Annotated in this window: 12 protein-coding genes; all 12 read right to left on the bottom strand. The window is 40.8% G+C overall.

Annotated elements, in window-relative coordinates; translation table 11 throughout:
• Positions 1 to 78: 78 nt before the first annotated feature.
• The 12 genes from H2R00_RS17785 to kdgT all read right to left on the bottom strand — a co-directional run bounded on the left by H2R00_RS17785 (position 79) and on the right by kdgT (position 19,108).
• Positions 79 to 2,712, bottom strand: a complete 2,634-nt coding sequence (locus H2R00_RS17785) for an N-acetylglucosaminidase (protein WP_182069966.1) — start codon at positions 2,710 to 2,712, stop codon at positions 79 to 81.
• A gap of 213 nt (positions 2,713 to 2,925) precedes the next feature.
• Positions 2,926 to 5,625 (bottom strand): glycosyltransferase, encoded by a 2,700-nt coding sequence (locus H2R00_RS17780; RefSeq protein WP_182069965.1) that lies wholly within the window; start codon positions 5,623 to 5,625, stop codon positions 2,926 to 2,928.
• Positions 5,625 to 6,395, bottom strand: coding sequence for a hypothetical protein (locus tag H2R00_RS17775; RefSeq protein ID WP_182069964.1), 771 nt, complete (start codon positions 6,393 to 6,395; stop codon positions 5,625 to 5,627). The genes H2R00_RS17780 and H2R00_RS17775 overlap by 1 nt, the downstream gene beginning before the upstream one ends.
• Before the next feature lie 102 nt (positions 6,396 to 6,497).
• Complete coding sequence (wecB, locus tag H2R00_RS17770) at positions 6,498 to 7,607, bottom strand: non-hydrolyzing UDP-N-acetylglucosamine 2-epimerase (protein ID WP_182069963.1); 1,110 nt, start codon at positions 7,605 to 7,607, stop codon at positions 6,498 to 6,500.
• A 63-nt stretch (positions 7,608 to 7,670) separates the two neighbouring features.
• Complete coding sequence (locus H2R00_RS17765; protein WP_182069962.1) at positions 7,671 to 8,948, bottom strand: nucleotide sugar dehydrogenase; 1,278 nt, start codon at positions 8,946 to 8,948, stop codon at positions 7,671 to 7,673.
• 57 nt (positions 8,949 to 9,005) lie between these two features.
• Positions 9,006 to 10,298, bottom strand: a complete 1,293-nt coding sequence (locus H2R00_RS17760) for a glycosyltransferase (protein ID WP_182069961.1) — start codon at positions 10,296 to 10,298, stop codon at positions 9,006 to 9,008.
• A 2-nt stretch (positions 10,299 to 10,300) separates the two neighbouring features.
• A complete protein-coding gene (locus H2R00_RS17755) occupies positions 10,301 to 11,506 on the bottom strand; it encodes a glycosyltransferase family 4 protein (RefSeq protein WP_244958253.1) in 1,206 nt (401 codons plus the stop codon).
• Positions 11,507 to 11,760: 254 nt separating this feature from the next.
• Positions 11,761 to 14,391 (bottom strand): N-acetylglucosaminidase, encoded by a 2,631-nt coding sequence (locus tag H2R00_RS17750; protein ID WP_182069960.1) that lies wholly within the window; start codon positions 14,389 to 14,391, stop codon positions 11,761 to 11,763.
• Positions 14,392 to 14,519: 128 nt separating this feature from the next.
• Entirely contained in the window at positions 14,520 to 15,470 is a 951-nt protein-coding gene (gene manA, locus H2R00_RS17745) for a mannose-6-phosphate isomerase, class I (protein ID WP_182069959.1), read from the bottom strand.
• 171 nt (positions 15,471 to 15,641) lie between these two features.
• Positions 15,642 to 16,088 (bottom strand): anaerobic ribonucleoside-triphosphate reductase activating protein, encoded by a 447-nt coding sequence (gene nrdG, locus H2R00_RS17740; RefSeq protein ID WP_076793671.1) that lies wholly within the window; start codon positions 16,086 to 16,088, stop codon positions 15,642 to 15,644.
• Entirely contained in the window at positions 16,085 to 17,953 is a 1,869-nt protein-coding gene (locus tag H2R00_RS17735) for an anaerobic ribonucleoside triphosphate reductase (RefSeq protein WP_154999552.1), read from the bottom strand. Before H2R00_RS17735 ends, nrdG begins: the two co-directional genes overlap by 4 nt.
• Positions 17,954 to 18,124: 171 nt before the next feature.
• Positions 18,125 to 19,108: a 2-keto-3-deoxygluconate transporter gene (gene kdgT / locus H2R00_RS17730; protein WP_154999591.1), complete on the bottom strand. Its 984-nt coding sequence runs from the start codon at positions 19,106 to 19,108 to the stop codon at positions 18,125 to 18,127.
• Positions 19,109 to 19,189: the final 81 nt, after the last annotated feature.

Genomic DNA, 19,189 nt, shown 5'->3' with positions numbered 1-19,189 from the left:
ATTATGATGTTTCACATGCTTTTTTAAAACTTGTAAAAAAAGAGACCATTCGCATTGTAGCGTCTGATCTCTTTTTTCCTATTTATACTTAGGAATGTCATAATATAACGTATAGTTATCCAGCAGCGTATATAAACTGTACATCCGATTCACTTGTTTATAAGCCCAGCCGATATCTGTTGCATATTGGTGGCTGGCCGTTGGGGCCCACCTCATTTTAAACAGTGTATCCTGCTGAAAGCCGCTTCTGTGAATATAGTTTTTGCCGATCAATTCGGCTCCGCCGATGATTGCCTTTTCGGGAGTATCCCACCCCTGCTCATAGGCTGTTCTTGATCCGCACTCCAACGGACAAGAATCATATGCACCATATCCGTACACATTGTAAACCGTTTTTCCGTTATATTTGACACCTTTGGCTAATTGAGAAGTTCCATTTCCAGTTTCCAAAAGAGCATGAGAGATCAAATACAGTTCATTAATGCTGTATTTTTTAGATGCCTCAACAAAAGCTGCTCCTTTTCCTTCAAGAATTCCCTTACCTTTTAATATTTTGCTGTTAATTTCACTGGCTGATAGACCTGCATATTGAGACAGTTTCAAAAACTGGAAGTAATATTTGCTATCCATTGAAAAGTTATTCGGATTAATATAATATGCGGTCTCAACTTCACTTGCATTTCTCCAGCCCATGTTAATTTTTGCCCAATTCCCTTCAGTGCCGACAATACTGACTCTATAACCTTTATTTAGCATACCTATAATGTTATTGCTAGCCACTTGCGGAGAAGATCTTACATTTAGGTAGTCTGCCGTTACGGTACTGTTGGCCGTATTGATATAAGAAAGCGATACATAGCCCGGAGAGTCTGTCTGCGGGTTGACGCTCATTTGCTTTTTCAGCATTTCTGCAAGGGTAAGGCCATAACTTGTATACATGATTTGAGGGCCGTCTTTTGTTTTGACGATGTTGACAGTCCATCCAAAATCCTTTTTAATTTTATCAGCTGTTGCAGAAGCATTGTTATATCCTTGGATATTATCTAATACGATTTTATAAAGGTATTGGCGTTCGCTCGTATAACTGCTCCACCACCCTTTTTCCTTAAAGAATGACTGAGCTTTAAGCAAGTCATTATAAAATAGATTCATTCCGGTTTCAATTCTATAGCTAGAATATCCGGTTTCTCCAGTGTTAACGATTTTCGCCCACCAATTATTTTTCTGGAAGAATTCCAGTCCTTTTTGAGCTTGTGTCTTTCCCAATACTTGATTAGATACTACCTGATATGAGGAATATCCGGTTTCTCCAGTCTTTTTATAGCTTATATACCAGGAATTCTTTTTGAAGAAATCCAGACCTTTGTTGACTTGATCCATGCCAAGCACCGGATTAGAATATATTTTGAAGCTGGTATAGCCTTCTTTTCCCGTATCTCGATAGCTCACATACCAATTATGTGATTTAAAAAATGCTAAAGCTTTATCAAGCAGAGATTTTCCAAGAATCGGATCAGAGTATATTTTAAAAGTTTGATATGCCTCTTCCCCGTTTTCTTTATATGACACATACCAGGAGTTCTTTTTAAAGAATTCCACCCCTTTATTGAGGGTATCCATTCCCAGCACAGGCTCGGAAACGATTTTGTATCGTTCATACGTCTGTTTATCGCTTTTTTGCGTTGAAAACCACCATTTTTTTTCTGTTAAATACTTCTGAGCCTTTTCAGCATCTGTAGATTTGAGATTATTAAATACAATTCTATAAGATGTTGAATTTGGCACTTGTTCATATTCAGCAGTTAGATTGGTAGCCTCTTTGATTTCCTGAATATACTTTTTCACGACAGACACATTGCTAAACCCGCCGGTTTTAATATTGAAGTATGCGACTGGATCACCGGCAGGCTCTACATTTCCTTTTATGCCTGTCTCACTCTCAAATTTCTCAAGATTGTTTTTTGTGACAGACTCGCTGCTGAAACCGCCGCTTGTCAGTATATAATATTTATCAGGATCGCCGACAGGCTTATAAGTTGCATTGATTCCAGTTTGTTTTTTGAAATCACTTAAAATGCTCTTCACTTTCGATTCGCCCTTGAACCCGCCGCTTGTCAACGTATAATACTTCTCAAGATCTCCAGTCGGCTTATAAGTTGCATCGATTCCAGTTTGTTTTTTGAAATCACTTATAATAGACTTGACTTTTGACTCGCTCACAAAACCGCCGCTAACCAATTGATAATAATAGTCTTTGGTTGTACCGTTCGGTACAACCGATGCAGAAATGCCGGTCGACTTTGTAAAAGATTGAGCTACCGACTCCGTTTTCGACTTGGTTGGAAACCCCCCGCTTGACACGTAGTAGTAATAATCTTTTGATCCGGTGGGAACATAGTCGGCGTTTAATCCTGTGGCCTTTTTAAACTCAGCTACATTTGACTTGACACGAGATTCAGTTGGAAAGCCACCCGAATACAAGTTATACACATTTTTATAATCGCTAGTTTTTTGATATGTCGCATTCCAGCCGGTGCTTGTTCTAAGCTTTTGCAGGTTCTTTTGTGCATCTTCCAGTCCAATAAATGCGGCCGTCGTTTCTACTTTATATGTAGAATTATCAGTATAACCTGAAGACTTATTGATGAAGAGCGAGCTCATCATTCCGATAAAAAGTATAACTACAGCTAATTTTAAAGATACTTTTCTCACTTATTTCCTCCTTTCTTCTTTGATTATTCTAATCTTTCACTTTCTTTTATCGGCCGACAAAAGAATTTGTTTAGCCGACAAATACGAGTATATCAAAATTTCGAGCAATCTCTATTGCTTATTAAAAAATAGGAAGAAAACCGCGACAATAGTATCAAAACTGGTTTTCTTATGTAAAAGCACATTTTCAGCCCATCCTTCAAAAGCTTCCCTTTAAGCTTCTGAATTCAGCAAATTTAAAATATCTTCGTCTTTCCAATTCATTCCTTCATAGAGCTTCAATATTTGAAGTAGAAGTTCTTTTGCTTCATCTTTTTCTTCTTCCTTCACCATGGATAATTTGGTCATATACCAATTTTTAACATAGTTTTCCAATCTAATATTCTGATAGTCTTCCAAAAGGCCTTTTTTCTTAAGCCAGTCAATCCTTCCTTTTTCAAGAAGAACATACCGTTCAAAAAATCTCTTATTAATATTGTTTACTGAAGAATTTTCTACCATTGCATAGTAAATATGAATAGGTAAATCAATGACTTTAAACGCCTTTGAAGAAAGAATCATTTCATGGAAAACGAGTGTATCCTCACCTATTGCACCTTCAACCATCTTAATCCCGGAGTCTATAAGCCATTCTCTATTAGCGACAAGTGCCTGGATGCTCATTGCCTTAAAATATGTTTTTTTAAGAAATTCCTCATGCGGCCCTTTACGGGATGCCTTCCCATTATTGAAGCCCATCATTGTTTTATAGTAGGAAAACAGCTGTTCTTGATCTGATAAACGCACCATATCTCCAATTACCATGTCAAACGAAGATCTTTTAGCCTCATTTAGAAGAATAGCATATCCGTCATTTATTGCTTCATTATCTGGATCGAGATATGTTACCCATTCAGAGGTTGACAGTTCCAGCCCTTTATTTCTTGGCCTAGAAGCACTTCCGCTTCCCCCCTGTGGATAAAAATGCGTTTTTACATTGGGATACTTTTCTTGAAGTCTTTTTGCGACATAAGGTGTATACTCATCCGTTGATCCGTCATCAACGATAATAATCTCCATATCCTCAAATATGCTGCTCCTGGAAAGACTCTGAAAACATTTATATCTTAGATGCTCTCCATTATTATAGGTCGGAATAATAACCGAAAGCTTATAGGACTTGCTGTTTTTCTTCGACTCACGTTCTGGAGCTGTGAATATCTCTAAAGGATCGACACTGTATCCGTTTAAAAGCTCTCCTGATTGTATATCTTTTAATTCTTGCCACTCAAACGAATCTCTCCAGAACAATGTACGAAAACGGTCTTTCATTTCGTTTACAAAGTGATGTTCAACACCGGATACATATTCTTGCGGCGAACGATAGTAAGCATCTTTTGTAATAAAATCCGAATCCGTGTATTTAAAACCATTGACCATATCCTCAAGATAATATTCTCCGTAATGGTAATCGCTGCTGAAAAATGCAACCATATCATACCCTGCATAAATCTGTTCATTCACATCTTTTTCTAATATGAATGTCTTGTATTTATAAGATTGACGATTAAACTGCTCTCTCATTTCAGATGTATCTTCTTGTGCAACTACAAGCACCTTTTTATTGAATTCATATTTTTCAAGACCTGTAATCCCCGCTATTTTATTCACTCTGTCAAAGGCCGTTTCGCCATTCAGCACTTTTCTGACGCCGTGCATCTGCAGTTCATAAATTTCTTTAGCAGATAATGAGTTTAAGTAACCTGTCAATTCTTCTTTAGAAGGAGCCAGAAAAACGTTTGGATATTTACTGTTTATTCCGATACTGTAGTTGGACAGCACAACCGTTCCCATTGCCTGCAGCTCATATACCCGGTTTGCAAACATCGTATTGCTGTCTTTTACAGAATTTAAATTCAGGGTAAAGTCATACATTTTATGAATCTTTTGCAACGTTTTATGATCTGTCTCCGGGACTACATAAGGAACATATTCCTTAGGATAAAAATGGGCCGGGAGCTGCAATGAAAAATTACGGTCTATGATGGTCAATTCACGGTCCGCATTTAATACGCCGTCAAAAAGAATCCGACTGTCATGCTGTCTACTTGGATACTTGTGGTACCACGATCCTGCAAACAGTATATCCTGCCTTCTGAACATTCTTGTTCCAATTGGGTTATGATAGATTGGGTTGACCCCAAACTCCAATACGTCAAATGTTTTTGCAGAAGGACAATCCCTTCGGTAATCATCAAGGACCTCTTGGCATGTAGTAAAAATATGATCCGCTTGCTGAGCCAAGTCTATATAATACTGATAGTTAACCGGGTCTTCTTTTGAATAAAAGACTATCGGAATATGTTTATTTCTGTAAAACCCAATAATACTCCGGATTCGATCCCGTATTTTTTTAATTTTTGGATTCCCAAGGCCTTTCCATGTCCCATCAAGTCCTCTCCAAGCGGTGGCAAGTATAAAAACGTCGATTTTGTCGCCAAAGTTTTTGTAGTTTTCATACGTTATATAATGAAAGTCCGCGGCGTCTTCCAAACTTTTAAATAAGAATTCATCTGCAATGATTCCTATTTGAAGATCAAGTTTCTTGTAATACCTTGAACCATTGCTCTCAGGAAGTTGTTTAATTTGTTCCTGAATTTCATCATAATACCCTTTTTTGTGGTTTTCATCCAAAAACTTCAAATAGGATTCTTTTTCCGTTTGCGTCATGATATTGTTTTGACTAGAAACAGGGGTGCTTTTAGCCGTTTGGCTATTTCTTAAGCTTGAAAGCTTATTTTTTCTAGAATTTAAAACAGATAAGCTCTTTTTGCTGTTAAATTCGTTTAGAGCAGCCCTATCCACCTCGATTTCTTTTGTTAATCTATTTACTTTTTGTTTTATGGTCATCAGACGTTGGTCAATATTCGACATCAACGATTACCTCTTCTTTTTCTAATTTTCCAATATAAAAGGGTTAAGCGTCCAAGTTTTGATGAAGAAAGTGCTTGATAGCGTTTCTCCAGATACTTTGTTTGCTTGTCCATCTTCTTTTGCTGCTGCAGTAATTTTTCTTCTTTTTTATATGCACCAACAAGCTCTTTCTTTAGAGCAGCTACTTCACTCAAAAGCGAAGATATCTGTTTTTCGTATGGCTGAACTTTCTTTTTGTCATGAAGATTAAGGGTATCGATCACATTGCATATTGCCTCTGAAATATCGCTTACGGCCGTGTCTTTTGAATGTTCTAATTTCAACCCAAGCCACTTATTCCCTCTGTGAACTTTAACGTGCAATCCAAGCTGAAAAGATTTTATGACCAATTTTAGGAGATGCTCTAAATTTAGATCTTTTATAAAAGTCCATAGCACGAAGCTTCCGTTCGATGATAAATATGGAGTGAGCCGTTCAATATATCTTTCTGCATCAAATACGACTTTTAGAAGATCTCCCAGTAGAATAGTGTCAAAAGTTTCAACATTTACTTCTCTCTCTTCTTCAAGGTCATTTCTTAAATACATCACTTTTTTTCCAATAGCAGACAAGTATTCGTCGCCTAGATTACTTGATTTTATTGCAATTAAAACTCGATCCCCTACAGCTGTTGTATATTCCCATTTTATTGGATTATTATCGTCTAATTTTAAAAACTCGGTGGCTTTTTCGTCTTCATTCGGAGCTGTTTCTGAAAAAACAGGTTTCAAATCATTCTTCCTCCCTTTCTGTATAAGTGAGGGAATATATAAATTAAATTCCAAGCAACGATGATAGTCTGCCATATGGCAGACTATTCTTGTATCACAAGGTCAAGAAAAATATCGGAGAAGAGCTTCGACAATGCGTTTAGACGCATGTCCATCTCCATAAGGATTAGAAGCCTTTGACATTTTTTTATATTCTTCCTCATCTGTTAATAGCTGATTTGTCAACTTGTAAATCACTTCTTCTTCTACACCGGCAAGCTTTAATGTCCCTGCTTCAATTCCTTCAGGTCTTTCCGTTGTGTCCCGCAAAACAAGAACGGGTTTCCCTAAAGAAGGAGCTTCTTCTTGCACTCCTCCTGAATCGGTCAAAATCAGATATGATTTTGAGGCGAAATTGTGGAAGTCAATCACTTCCAAAGGTTCAATTAAATGAATACGGTCCATGCTTCCCAAAATTTCTTGAGCTGTTTCCCTTACAACGGGATTTAAGTGAACGGGATATACGATTTGAACATCGTCATGCTCCTCAACGATTCTCTTGATCGCCCGAAACATATTTTCCATAGGTTCGCCTATGTTTTCTCTACGATGAGCAGTCAAAAGAAGCATCCGGTCATCGCCCAGCTGATCGAGTACTTTATGGTGATAATCATCCCGAACAGTCGTTTTTAAAGCATCTATCGCCGTATTGCCTGTCACATAAATATGTGCAGGGTCTTTGTTTTCCTCTAAAAGGTTTTGTTTAGATTTTTCTGTAGGGGCAAAGTGCAAATCGGCAATCACTCCTGTAATTTGTCGGTTGATTTCTTCAGGAAAAGGAGAGTATTTGTTTCGGGTTCTCAACCCTGCTTCTACATGTCCTACAGAAATTTGATTATAAAACGCGGCGAGGCTGCCGACGAAAGTCGTTGTTGTATCACCATGCACAAGCACAATATCCGGTTTTTGTTCTATTAACAATTCATTTAATTTCGATAATGCTCGTGTAGTAATATCTGCAAGTGTCTGCCGGTCTTTCATGATATTCAAATCAAAGTCCGGCTGAATTCCAAAAGCTTCAAGAACTTGATCAAGCATCTGCCTATGCTGAGCGGTAACCGTGACCAAAGACTCGATGCGATCTGGATATTTATTGAGTTCAAGGACAAGAGGAGCCATTTTGATTGCCTCCGGCCGAGTCCCGAATATAGTCATAACTTTTATTTTTTTCAATGCTTTCACTCCCAGTTGTTACGATTTACTTTGCATCATATCAATACTTTTTATTAGCTATGGCTATACCAATATTGTCTCTTCATTTAATGACTCATGGAGGTTCCCAAAGTTGATATATTTAAACTCGTTTGAACGATTCTTTACGATATTTTTCGTATCAAAGATTTGCTTAGTTGACATTTTAGTCAATCGGGACCAGTCTAATTCTTTAAATTCATCATGATCAGATAAAATTAAAATCAAATCTGATTGATTAACAGCTTCCTCAATATTGTCGAAGACAAAATCCTTTTTCACATGCGGATCATATGCCCTTACTTCATATTTCCCTTGCTCTTGTAGAATTTCTAATACTTCCATGGCCGGGCTTTCTCTAATGTCATCTACATTTCCCTTATAAGTGAGGCCAAACACAGTTACAATCTTTCCTTCTCTCTTTTCCATTAAAGTATTCACATTCTCAGCTACATAATAAGGCATTGAAGTATTAATGGAACGTGAAAGGTCAATTAATCTAGCAGTTTCTGGCGCCTTTGCAACAATAAAATATGGATCAACGGCTAAGCAGTGTCCTCCTACACCAGGCCCTGGCGTATGCAAATTAACTCTTGGATGCTTATTTGCCATCATAATCACATCAAGTGCATCTATCTCAAGTTCGTTGCATACTTTTGTAAGCTCATTCGCTAAAGCAATATTGACATCTCTAAACGTATTCTCCATCAGCTTTGACATTTCCGCAGTTTTTGCGTTTGTTTTGATAATTTCCCCTTTGACAAAGGTGCTGTATACCTTTGCTCCGGCTTCTGTGCAAGCAGGCGTAATTCCGCCAACAATACGATTATTATATATCAATTCGTGAAGAATTTGACCGGGCAGCACCCTTTCAGGACAGTGAACCAAATACACATCTTCTCCAATCACAAAACCCGCTTTTTCGACAAGAGGCTTTAGGAAGTCATCCATGCTCCGCGGCCCGATTGTTGATTCAACAATAATGACATTGCCCTTTTTAATGAAAGGAAGGACCGCTTTAACCGCATCCAGTACATAAGTTAAATCACAGGATTTATGTTCATCATTGCGATTAGGGGTTGGCACCGAAATAATAAATGCATCTGCTTCCTCTGGCATTAATGATGCTTTAAAAGTGCCACCCTGGATGACTTCATTTAAAGCTTCCTGAAGACCCGGCTCTTCAATATGTATGATTCCTGCGTTCAAAGAATCAATGACTTCCTGTTTAATATCAACTCCTACGACTTCTACTTTGTGCTTTGCGAACATAATAGATGTAGGGAGACCAATATAACCGAGACCCATCGTGCAAATTTTCATATTTTATACGCTCCTTTTTATTTCTAATGAATTAATTATAGTAAAAACTTTCACACGCTAAATTTTTAGGTTTCTATACACCGTTAAAAAAGCGTCTTTTTCTTGTTCCCAGCTGTATAAACCTCTGGCTCTAAAACTGTTTTGACTTAATTCATCTCGTAGATCAGGGAAGCTGAGCAGTTTGTTAACCCCTTCAGCAATGGAACTAGGATCATGTGAGTCTACTATAATCCCCGTTTTTTCTTTTTGAACAACCTTTCTGATTTCTGGAAAATCACAAGCAACCACCGGAACCCCGGCCATCATATACTCGAACAATTTGTTCGAAGAAGCTGAGTAGTGATTAAAACACACATTATTTAATACTTGAAATCCCAAGTAGGCATTTCTTGTATACTTCGGAAGTTCAGCCAACGGGACTTTTGGCAAAAATTTAACCTTGTCCCCGATTCCCATTTCATCAACCATTTTTTCCAAATCGCGTTTTATCCGGCCGTCTCCAATAAACACAAGAATTCCTTCGATAAATTTCGGAGCCGCTTTAACAAGGTTTTCAAGTCCTCTCCCCGTTTGTATGCCACCTTGATACAAAAGGATTTTATCTTTTTCCGTAAGGTTCAATAGACTGTGGAGGTCGATTTTTTCAATATTTACTTCTGTTTGCTTAAATGGATAGTTGTGCACAACATGCGGATAAAAACCGTAAAGATCCTCATTATACTTCGCTCTTGTATGGTTTTCGACTATCATAGCGTCTATTTTTTTAATCAAATAAGCTTCCAGTTTTCCGTAAAAGCTGCTGTCGTAGCCTGTTCTGCTTGTTTGTACTTCATGAGAATCATAAATCAGTTGTTTTTTCTTCAAGCGGAACTTTGAACATATATAACCTTGCGGAAGTGTATTTAAATCATTTGAATGATAAATGTCATATTTCCGCTTTGTGCCTTTTAAAATCATTCTTAAAATGATGCTTCCTCTAACAATCGCTGTCTTCAGTTTCGTTTTGAGAACAATTAAAGCAAAAAGAGTACAGATGATAACAGGAATCGGCATCAAATATACTAACAACAGCAATAAGAGAACTGCCAGCAGCAATAAAAATTTATTCTGCCTTAACTTCTTAGCGATCATTTGAAAAAAAAGAAGGCTTTCCGGATATCTTTTGACGCGATGCACCCTAAAATGTTTATTGTATTCTTCAAAAGTTTTAAGATTAGGATCTTTCGGGTCGTGGATACAAATCAAATCAACATCATAGGCATCTTCAGACAGTGCAGTACATTCCCTCATAACTCTTGCATCATTTGTGAAATGGTTCCAAACAAACATACAAACTTTTGTTCTCATCATAATCAACCTTTAGCCATTTTATCTAACAAATTCGTTAATTTGTTAATGTTATTTTCCCACAAGAATTTTTTTTCAATAAATTCTCTGCAATTTGACTGCATCTCCTCTAGCAGTGCTGGATCATTGTAAAGCTTTAAAATATAATCTACCATTTCATCAACTGATTGACGGCTTGTGACAAACCCGATTTTTTCATTTTCAATGAGCTGTTTAGAATATCCGGATAAAGAAGCGACAACGGGAAGTCTGCATGTTAAATAGTCAATAATTTTACCCGGAAGTACTGTTTCAAAGACACTAGAATTATTCAGAGTTGCTATTCCCACATCACAGCGTGACATCCGGTTTAAACAATCTTGTCTTCCCATCGGCTTGATAAGCTTTACATTTATAAGGTTATGGCGCCGGACAAAATCTGTAAAAGCCTGTTTCTGCACTCCATAGCCAATCACGTTTAATGAAATATGATGTTCACTCAGCTTTTTTGCGAGCTGCATTAAAATTGTAACATCTTGAGCCAGTCCAATATTGCCTGCATAAACAACATTAAACATTGAGTCCCCTTTTCGTTTTTCAAGCATCGTTTCTTTTTTTCTTGCAGCATTTGGCAGGAATATCAACTTTTTTGTTAGACCATCACATTTATTTTTAAAATGGTCTATAAATCCCTCACTGTTGATGATGATATGGTCAGCTTTTTTGTATAAAGTAGATTCCATTTTTTCAAACAACCAAATAATATAAGAACGATTAAATACGCCAACGCCTTTTAATGATTCTGGCCATAAATCCCTGACATCCAACAGCAGCTTTGCATTGTAACGATATTTAGCGGCTAAGCCGACAAAGGCTACAAAAATAGGCGGAGAAGTTACAAACACAATATCATATTGATTTTTATCCTTCTGAACGTAAAAAAACATTTTCAGCATTATCTCAAGATAATAGAAAAGGCGGCTAAAGAAGTTGGAAGAATATTTTTTATTCTGAACTGACAATCGTGTAACTCGATTTCGGTCTATATCGATATCTTTTTCGTTCCAGAAATCTTCTTGAGAATAAATGTCTCTGGAAGGATACGTCGGCTCCGTTGTCAAAACATCTACATGATAACCTTTTTGCTTCAACATGAGAAAAATGGTTTTCATCCGGTTACCTGCACTGCCGATTTCAGGATAAAAATTTTGTGTAATCATTAAAATTTTCAAATAAACTCCCCGCACTTCCACAAATATTTAAAAATAATCGCTACGAATGAATCGGTTTCCTTTAAATGTAAAAAATGAAAACGAATCACCAAATGAAACAGATTCATATAATTCTGTCAGTCTATTTACGATTATAATATTTACAAAACGACAATTGCAACAGCAGTTCGTGAATTTCGACACAATTCTCCCTCCTTTTTTAGGTATTTCGTTGCATTACACCCCTAAACAAATAGGAAGCAGGTCCCTGCTCCCTAACGATAAACCGATATATCATAATACAATGTGTAATCATCAAGCAATACATAAAGACTGTACATTCTCCCCACCTGCTTATAAGTCCAACCGACATCTGTCGCATATTGGTGAAGGGCATTCGGAGACCATCTCATTTTATAGAGGGTGTCCTGTTTGTAAGTCGGGTGGTGAATGTATTTTTCACCGATGAATTTGGCTCCGCCCATAATAGCGGCCTCAGGTGTGAACCACCCTTGATCATAGGCGTATTTGGCGCCGTAGTAAAGCGGGTTGCTGTCGTAAGCCCCGACGCCGTACATATTGTAAACCTTTTTGCCGTTGAACATCGTTCCTTTAGCCAACTCGGAAGTTCCGTTGCCCGTCTCAAGGAGCGAGTGTGAAATGAGGTACAGTTCATTGATGCTGTATGCTCTCGCCGCGTCGATGAACGCTTGCCCTTTGCCTGTCAAAATCCCTTTATTATAAAGGATTTTTGCATTGACCTCGGCAGCATTCAATCCGGCCGTTTGCGACAGTTTTAAAAATTGGAAGTATGCCGAGCTGTCTTGTGTGAAATTTTCCGGATTGACATATCTCTCGACTTCATCCCTGCTGGCATTTCGCCAATTCATTCTGATTTTTGCCCAGCCGTTTTCCTGGGATATGATGTTGACTTTATCCCCTTTTTGCAGCTGTCCGATGATGTTGCCGCCTGTCACAAGGGGGCTTGACCTGATATTCAGCAGATCAGCCGTTACTGTTTGGTTCGCCGTATTGATGTAGCTCAATGAAACATAGGCCGGCGCATCCGTTTGCGGGCTGACTTTCATCTGTTTGTCAACCATCTGGCTGAGCGTGATTCCGTAATCAGTCGTTGTGATTTGCGGGCCGTTTTTCACTTTGACGACATTCACCGGCCAGCCGTAATTCGTTTTGATTCGATTGGCGGCAGCATCCGCACGGTCTTTCCCTGTAAATTGTTCATTGATCGAGATGTGAAACAGGCTGACCGACTTTGTTTGATAAGTTGCGCTGACATTGTTCTTCTTAAAGACATTCAATCCCTTGTCGAGATCTGCTTTGCTTGTGATCTGACCTGTCGTCACCCGGTACTGCCTGTAGCCGTACTCACCCGTTTGTTCAATCTTGCCCGGTATATTCCGCTTGCTGAAAAATCCGAGCGCTTGCTGTAATTTTTCCGTGCCGATCAGAGCTTCGGAACTCAATTTGTACCGGCTGTCATACTGGCCGGTCTTGACGGCCTCTGCGTGAATGCCTGTTTCTTTAAAGAAATTGAGCGCCTTTGTCACTTTGTCCTGTTCGTAAACGGATTCCGTTGTCAGCTGATAATGGCTGTACGCTTTTTTTCCTGTTGGTCCGGCCGTTCCCGCCGCACCGTTTTTCTTAAAGAATTCCAGTCCTTTATTGATTCGCGTTTGGACGGCTGTGTCGCCGGACGCGATCCGAAAGCGGCTGACGGTCGTGCTGCCGGCGCTTTGAGCAGAAGCCTGAATGTTTTTGTTTTTAAAAAACCGGATGCCGTCGTTTGCTTTCATTTGATCTGAAAGCGGGACGGAAACGATTCTGAAAGATGTCTGCTTTTTTCCCGCCTTTGCAGCAGTATAACGCCACGTTTTCTTTTTGAAAAAGGCGTCGACTTTTTTGAGGTTTTGACTGTCTACATTTTTCATGCTTACGATCCAGAAGCGCGTACCTTTTACCTTTTCTGTGCTTGAGGTGAGACCGGTATTCTTTTTAATTTGTCCGGCGGCATTTTTCGCACTCTTTTCGTCATTAAAATATCCAGATTTCACATTGTAAAGCTGTGCCGGCTGACCGGCAGCTTCATATGCCCCTTTGACCTTGAGCTCTTTTTCAAACTGCTTCAGCAGATTTTTTGCGTTTGTTTCGCCTTGTATTGAACCTGTCACAATTTTATATCTGGTCTGTTGTTTCTTTACTGTTTCTATCGTTCCTTTAAGGGCGGTTTCTTTTTCAAATTGGACTAGCAGGCTTTTCGCTTTGCTCTCATCTGCGATTTCTCCTGAATAAAGCTTGACGATCGCTTGTCCCGCTCCGTATGGTGCGTACGACGCTTTGAGGCCGGTCTCTTTTTGAAAACGATCGAGGATGGCTTTCGCATTGTCTTCGCCTTCGATTCCTCCCGTGGTGACCTTTATGTAAGCTTCCCTGTTTCCAGCAAGTGTATAGGTTGCTTTCAGACCGGTTTCCTTTTCAAATTGGAGCGCCCATTCCTTGGCTTTTTCTTCACCGGCAAATTCCTTTGATATCGCTTTGGAAAAAGGTTCTTTCTGTCCAATTGGACCATAGGTCGCCTTCAGGCCGGTTTCTTTTTCAAACTGCAAAAGCAGATTTTTTGCTCTGCTCTCCCCTTCGACACCTCCTGATGTCAAAACGTATGTTGTGCCGTTTTTTCCTGAAGGTTTGACCTCGGTTTTCCATCCCGTGTCTTTTTTCAGTTGTTCGGCTGCTTTGAGCGCTTCGCTTTCGCTATTAAACTCTTTTGTTGTTTCAAGTTTGTAGACGGAAGTATCGGTATATGCTGCTAAAGCAGGGATTGCCGGGACTGCCGTATGTACGAGCAAAATGATTGCAGCAAAAATAACGGTTTTTCTAATGTTTTTCACATTCTTTACTCCCCTCGCCTATGAGCCTCCCAATTTCAAAAACTTTCTTTCTCTTTTTATCGGCGAGCCGGAATATTTTTTTACAATAAAAAAGCTTAACGGCCTTTTTTCACAGACCGTCAAGCTTTTTATATGTGTGACACGATTAGTTCGCATGTTCCTTCTATTGTGAAGTCATTGGTTTCCGCCGGCAGGATAAAATTTGTTCCTTTGCTGATCGGAAATAATTCGCCGCCCTGAGTGAGCTTTCCTTCTCCTTCAATCACGCTGCATAGCAGGAAAGGGGCATCCTGGGTCAGCTCAGCGGCACCGTCGATCTCCCATTTGTATACGGAGAAGTATTCGGCTTCAACAAAGGTCTTAATGGTAATGCCTTTTTGAGTTTCTGTCGATTCGTCAACATAGCTGTCAACGTGCGGTACTGTTGTGACATTGATCGCCTGTGTCAGGTGAAGCTTGCGCTTTTCTCCATTTTGATCGGTCCGGTCATAATCATATACCCTGTACGTCGTATCAGAGCTCTGTTGTGTCTCCAAAACGACCGTCCCTTCGCAGAGAGCGTGAATCGTGCCGCTTGGCACATAATAAAAATCGCCCGGCTTGATTTTGATCCGCCTTAACAGGTTGTCCCAATCACCGCTGTTGATCATGGTGACCAGCTCTGTCCGCGTTCTTGCCGTGTGGCCGTAAACGATCTCGGCTCCTTCTTTGCAATCGATGATATACCAGCATTCTGTCTTACCGAGTTCCCCGTTTTCGTGTTCTCCCGCATAATAGTCATCCGGATGGACTTGAACGGAAAGATCCTGATTGGCATCAAGTATTTTCGTTAACAGCGGGAAACGGTCTCCCTCTGCACCGCCGAACAATTCGCGGTGCTCGTCCCAAAGCTCGGCAAGCGTTTTTCCTTTGTAAGGACCCGAAGCAACGGTGTTTGGCCCGTTTGGATGGGCGGAAATGGCCCAGCATTCACCTGTCAAATCAGAGGGAATGTCATAGCCGAATGTTTCGCGCAAAGCCGTTCCCCCCCAGATCCTCTCTTTAAACTCAGGCTGCAGAAATATCGGTGATTGCGGCATGAAGCCATCTCCTCCCTTAATTCACGATTGTCTTATGTAAATAAAACGCTTTCTTTTATTGATAGACATGTATGATAAAATATAAACCTTTTCATATTCATTATGACGTTATCTCAATAGAAGTCAATGCCGGAAAGGAAAAACAGAAGCCCCTCAGGCTTCTGTTTCTGATTATGCAAGCTCAATAATGCGCTGGTTTGAGCTTCCTCTGTAAAGGAGCGTCAAGTCCCTTTTTTTGATTTCGAACGGGCCGTCTACCAGGACATCGCAATAGGCCAGCAAGGCGCTGTGTTTTTCATTCTTCAAGATTTGTTCGTACGTATAGCCGCTGTAAAGCCAGATGTCCTTTTCGGAATGCTGCTTAATTTTCTCAGACAGTTCGATCAGTTCGCCTGCATGCAAAAGCGGCTCCCCTCCTGAATAGGTGACGTTTGTAAGCGGGTTTTTCATAATTTCCTCAAATACTTCGTCTACACTCATATCAAATCCGTTATTGATATTCCAGCTTTGTTTATTATGGCAGCCTTCACACATATGCGGGCAGCCCGCCAAAAACACGACTGTTCTCAGTCCTTCTCCGTCTACGATGCTGTCATGGATAATATTCATCACTTTCATAGATGCTTCACTCTGTCCTTTTCTTCTTGTCTTTTCGCCGAATTCCACTTTGACATATCTCCGACTAAATATCCTGTAATCCGTCTGATCCGTTCAATCAAAGTCTCATCCCGGTTTTTGCACTGAGGGCACTCGTTATCTATGATTCCGGTAAATCCGCACGCCTTGCAGTGATCGACAGGATGGTTAATCGATGCATAGCCCATACCTGACCGGCGCATGGCGGTCACAAGCATGTCCATCGCTTTAATGTTCTTTTTCGGGTCTCCGTCCAGCTCGATGTAGCTGATGTGCCCGCCATTGCACATCAAGTGGAACGGCGCTTCTTTTCTGATCTTTTCGATTGCAGTCAGCTTATAGTGAACAGGGATGTGAAACGAATTCGTATAGTACATCCGGTCTGTGACATTGTGGATCGAACCGAACTCCCCTTTGTCTTTTTTGACAAATTTCCCTGAAAGTCCTTCTGCCGGCGTGGCGATCAAGGAAAAGTTCAGCTTGTGTTGTTCTGTGGCTTCATCCGCCTTATCTCTCATCAATTGAACGATTTTTTTGCCGAGTTCAAACGACTCTTCGCTCTCCCCGTGATGTTTTCCGGTCAATGCTGTCAAAGCTTCAGCCAGCCCGATAAATCCGATGCTCAATGTTCCGTGCTTTAGCACATCCCCGAGCGTGTCCTCAGGATCGAGCTTCTCGCTTTCATGCCAGATGCCTTGCGAATACAGGAATTTAAAGTCTTTTGCTCTTTTTTTGCATTGAAAGGCGTACCGTTCAAGCAGCTGTTGAATCGTTAAATCCATGTAGCGGTTTAACAAGGCAAAAAACTGTTCAACGTTTTCGCTCAGCAGCGCTATTTTGACAATGTTGATCGATGTGAATGACAAATTCCCTCTGCCGACGCTGTTTTCTTTTCCATGAATATTGGACATGACGCGCGTTCTGCATCCCATATAAGCGATTTCGCTTTCCGGCGTTCCGTCATAAAAAGGTTTATTCACGGGCGAATCGATAAAGCTGAAGTTCGGAAACAGCCTTTCAGCGCTCGTTTCCAATGCAAGCCGGTACAGGTCATAGTTAGGGTCTGTTTGATCGACGTTGACGCCTTCTTTCATTTTGAAGATCTGAATCGGAAAAATCGGCGTCTCACCCTTGCCGAGACCTGCTTTTGTCGCCTTAAGAATATTTTTGATCAAAAGGCGGCCTTCCCTTGACGTATCCGTACCGTAATTAATTGAAACAAACGGAACCTGTCCGCCGCCCCGCGAATGCATGCTGTTGGCATTATGTATAAAGGCTTCGCACGCTTGGTAAGTTGTGTTGTCCGTTTCTTCCCACGCTCTTTCCCTTGTCTCTTCTTCTGTCAAAGTTGTCGGATATTGTTTGATTTTCGCGAGATGCTTTTCGTACGTTTTGCGGACGTAAGGCGCAAGGTCGTAATCGAACATCGGGAATGACTGGCCGCCATGCTGCATATTTTGATTCGATTGAAAAATGATGGATGCGAGTGACAATGCGCTCATAATGTCCTTCGGTTCCCTGAGGGAGCCGTGGCCTGTGTGGAATCCGTCTGTTAACAGCCGGCCCAAAGGTATCTGGCAGCAAGTCGTTGTCCCGCTCGGCATATAGTCTAAATCGTGCGGGTATATAAAGTTTTCTTCGACTGCTTTCTTGATTTCCGGCGACATTAAGTAATGGAGCGCATAATGTCTGGAACTTTCGGATGCAAACCGGCTCATTTGCCCCATCGGAGAGCGGCCGTCTACGTTGGCATTTTCCTGCATAATATCGTGATCTCCATACCCGACGATATCATGAAATGTTTCTGTCAATTGTAATAATCCCTGTTCTTTAAAGCCTGTTTTCATCCTAATCTCTCCTAAAAAGTAGCATATATAGTGTTGGTTTATCGACCAGACACTATATATTGATATTAGCACAAATTACATTCGTCAAATTTAGCAATTTGGTGACGTTATTCGAAAACAGTCATAAAAAAACGCCCCGGACAAAATGTCCCGGGTGCGCCTGCGGCAAAATTACTTGTAATCGATCGTCATTTGTTTCGGAGGTTTTCTTTGTTTCGTCCGTTTTTCGATCCAGACGGTTGCAAGCGGCGTCAGAAGCGAGGTGACAATGACGCTTGTGGCGATGATCGCGGTCGCTGAATCAGCCACCGGCGCAAACACGGGGTTTGCATCGGCAAGCGCGTACGGCACGGCTACCGCAGCCCCTGCCGTTGATGATGCCGCGACACCCGCGACACCGTCTCCTCTTGCGACAAAACGGTCCAGCAGATATAGAGTAGCACCCGAGAGAACGACGACTGATACGCCGACAACAATGCCTAAAAGGCCGGATTGGATCAGCATTTTAAAATCGAGCGTGTTTCCTAGTGAAAATGCGAAGAACGGAATGATCGCCGGTACGACTTTTCCGAACAAATCGCGCAATTCAGGGTCAAGGTTTCCGAGAATGCAGCCGAGTAAAAACGGGATGACGGTTGCAGCCAGCGTCTCCCAAGGAAATGCCGCGAGCCCTGTCACACCGAAAGTGACCATCGTCATAAACGGGCCCGATTCCGTGCTGATAAAGGCAAAAGCACCGGCGTCTTCTTTTCTTCCCATATGGTTCATTAACGCCAAATACAGACCGCCGTTCGTTTCATTCATAACAGCTACAATCGCCAGCACGGACAGTCCCGCAAAAAAACCGCTTTGAATGCCTTCGTCTGGAATGAACTGTGCTGCGATCAAACCCAATAATGCGGCAAAGCCGACTTTGCCGATCAGAAGCGTCAGTCCCTTTCTCGCAATATATCCTGAAGAACGAAAATCTATTGTTGCGCCAACGCAAAAGATAAATACCCCTAAAATCGGCAGCGTTCCGGTAATCAGGGCGCCTGTAAATCCGCCGAAAAACTCCGCGGTTCCCGGAGCAAACGTATTCAGCGTTGCGCCCAGAAAGAGCGGAATGATCATCATGCCGCCCGGCACACGTTCAATCGTTGCTTTAATTTTCATCATTTTTTCTCCCATTCTAAAAATTAATGAAAAAGCAAAGCTGTCGATCTTGCAAAACTTGAAGTCTTTTCACGCTGCGCA

Source organism: Bacillus haynesii (assembly GCF_014042035.1).
GTDB classification, from domain to species: Bacteria; Bacillota; Bacilli; order Bacillales; family Bacillaceae; genus Bacillus; species Bacillus haynesii.
Note: the sequence above shows the minus strand (reverse complement) of the source record. Positions and strands in the feature narration are given on the sequence as shown.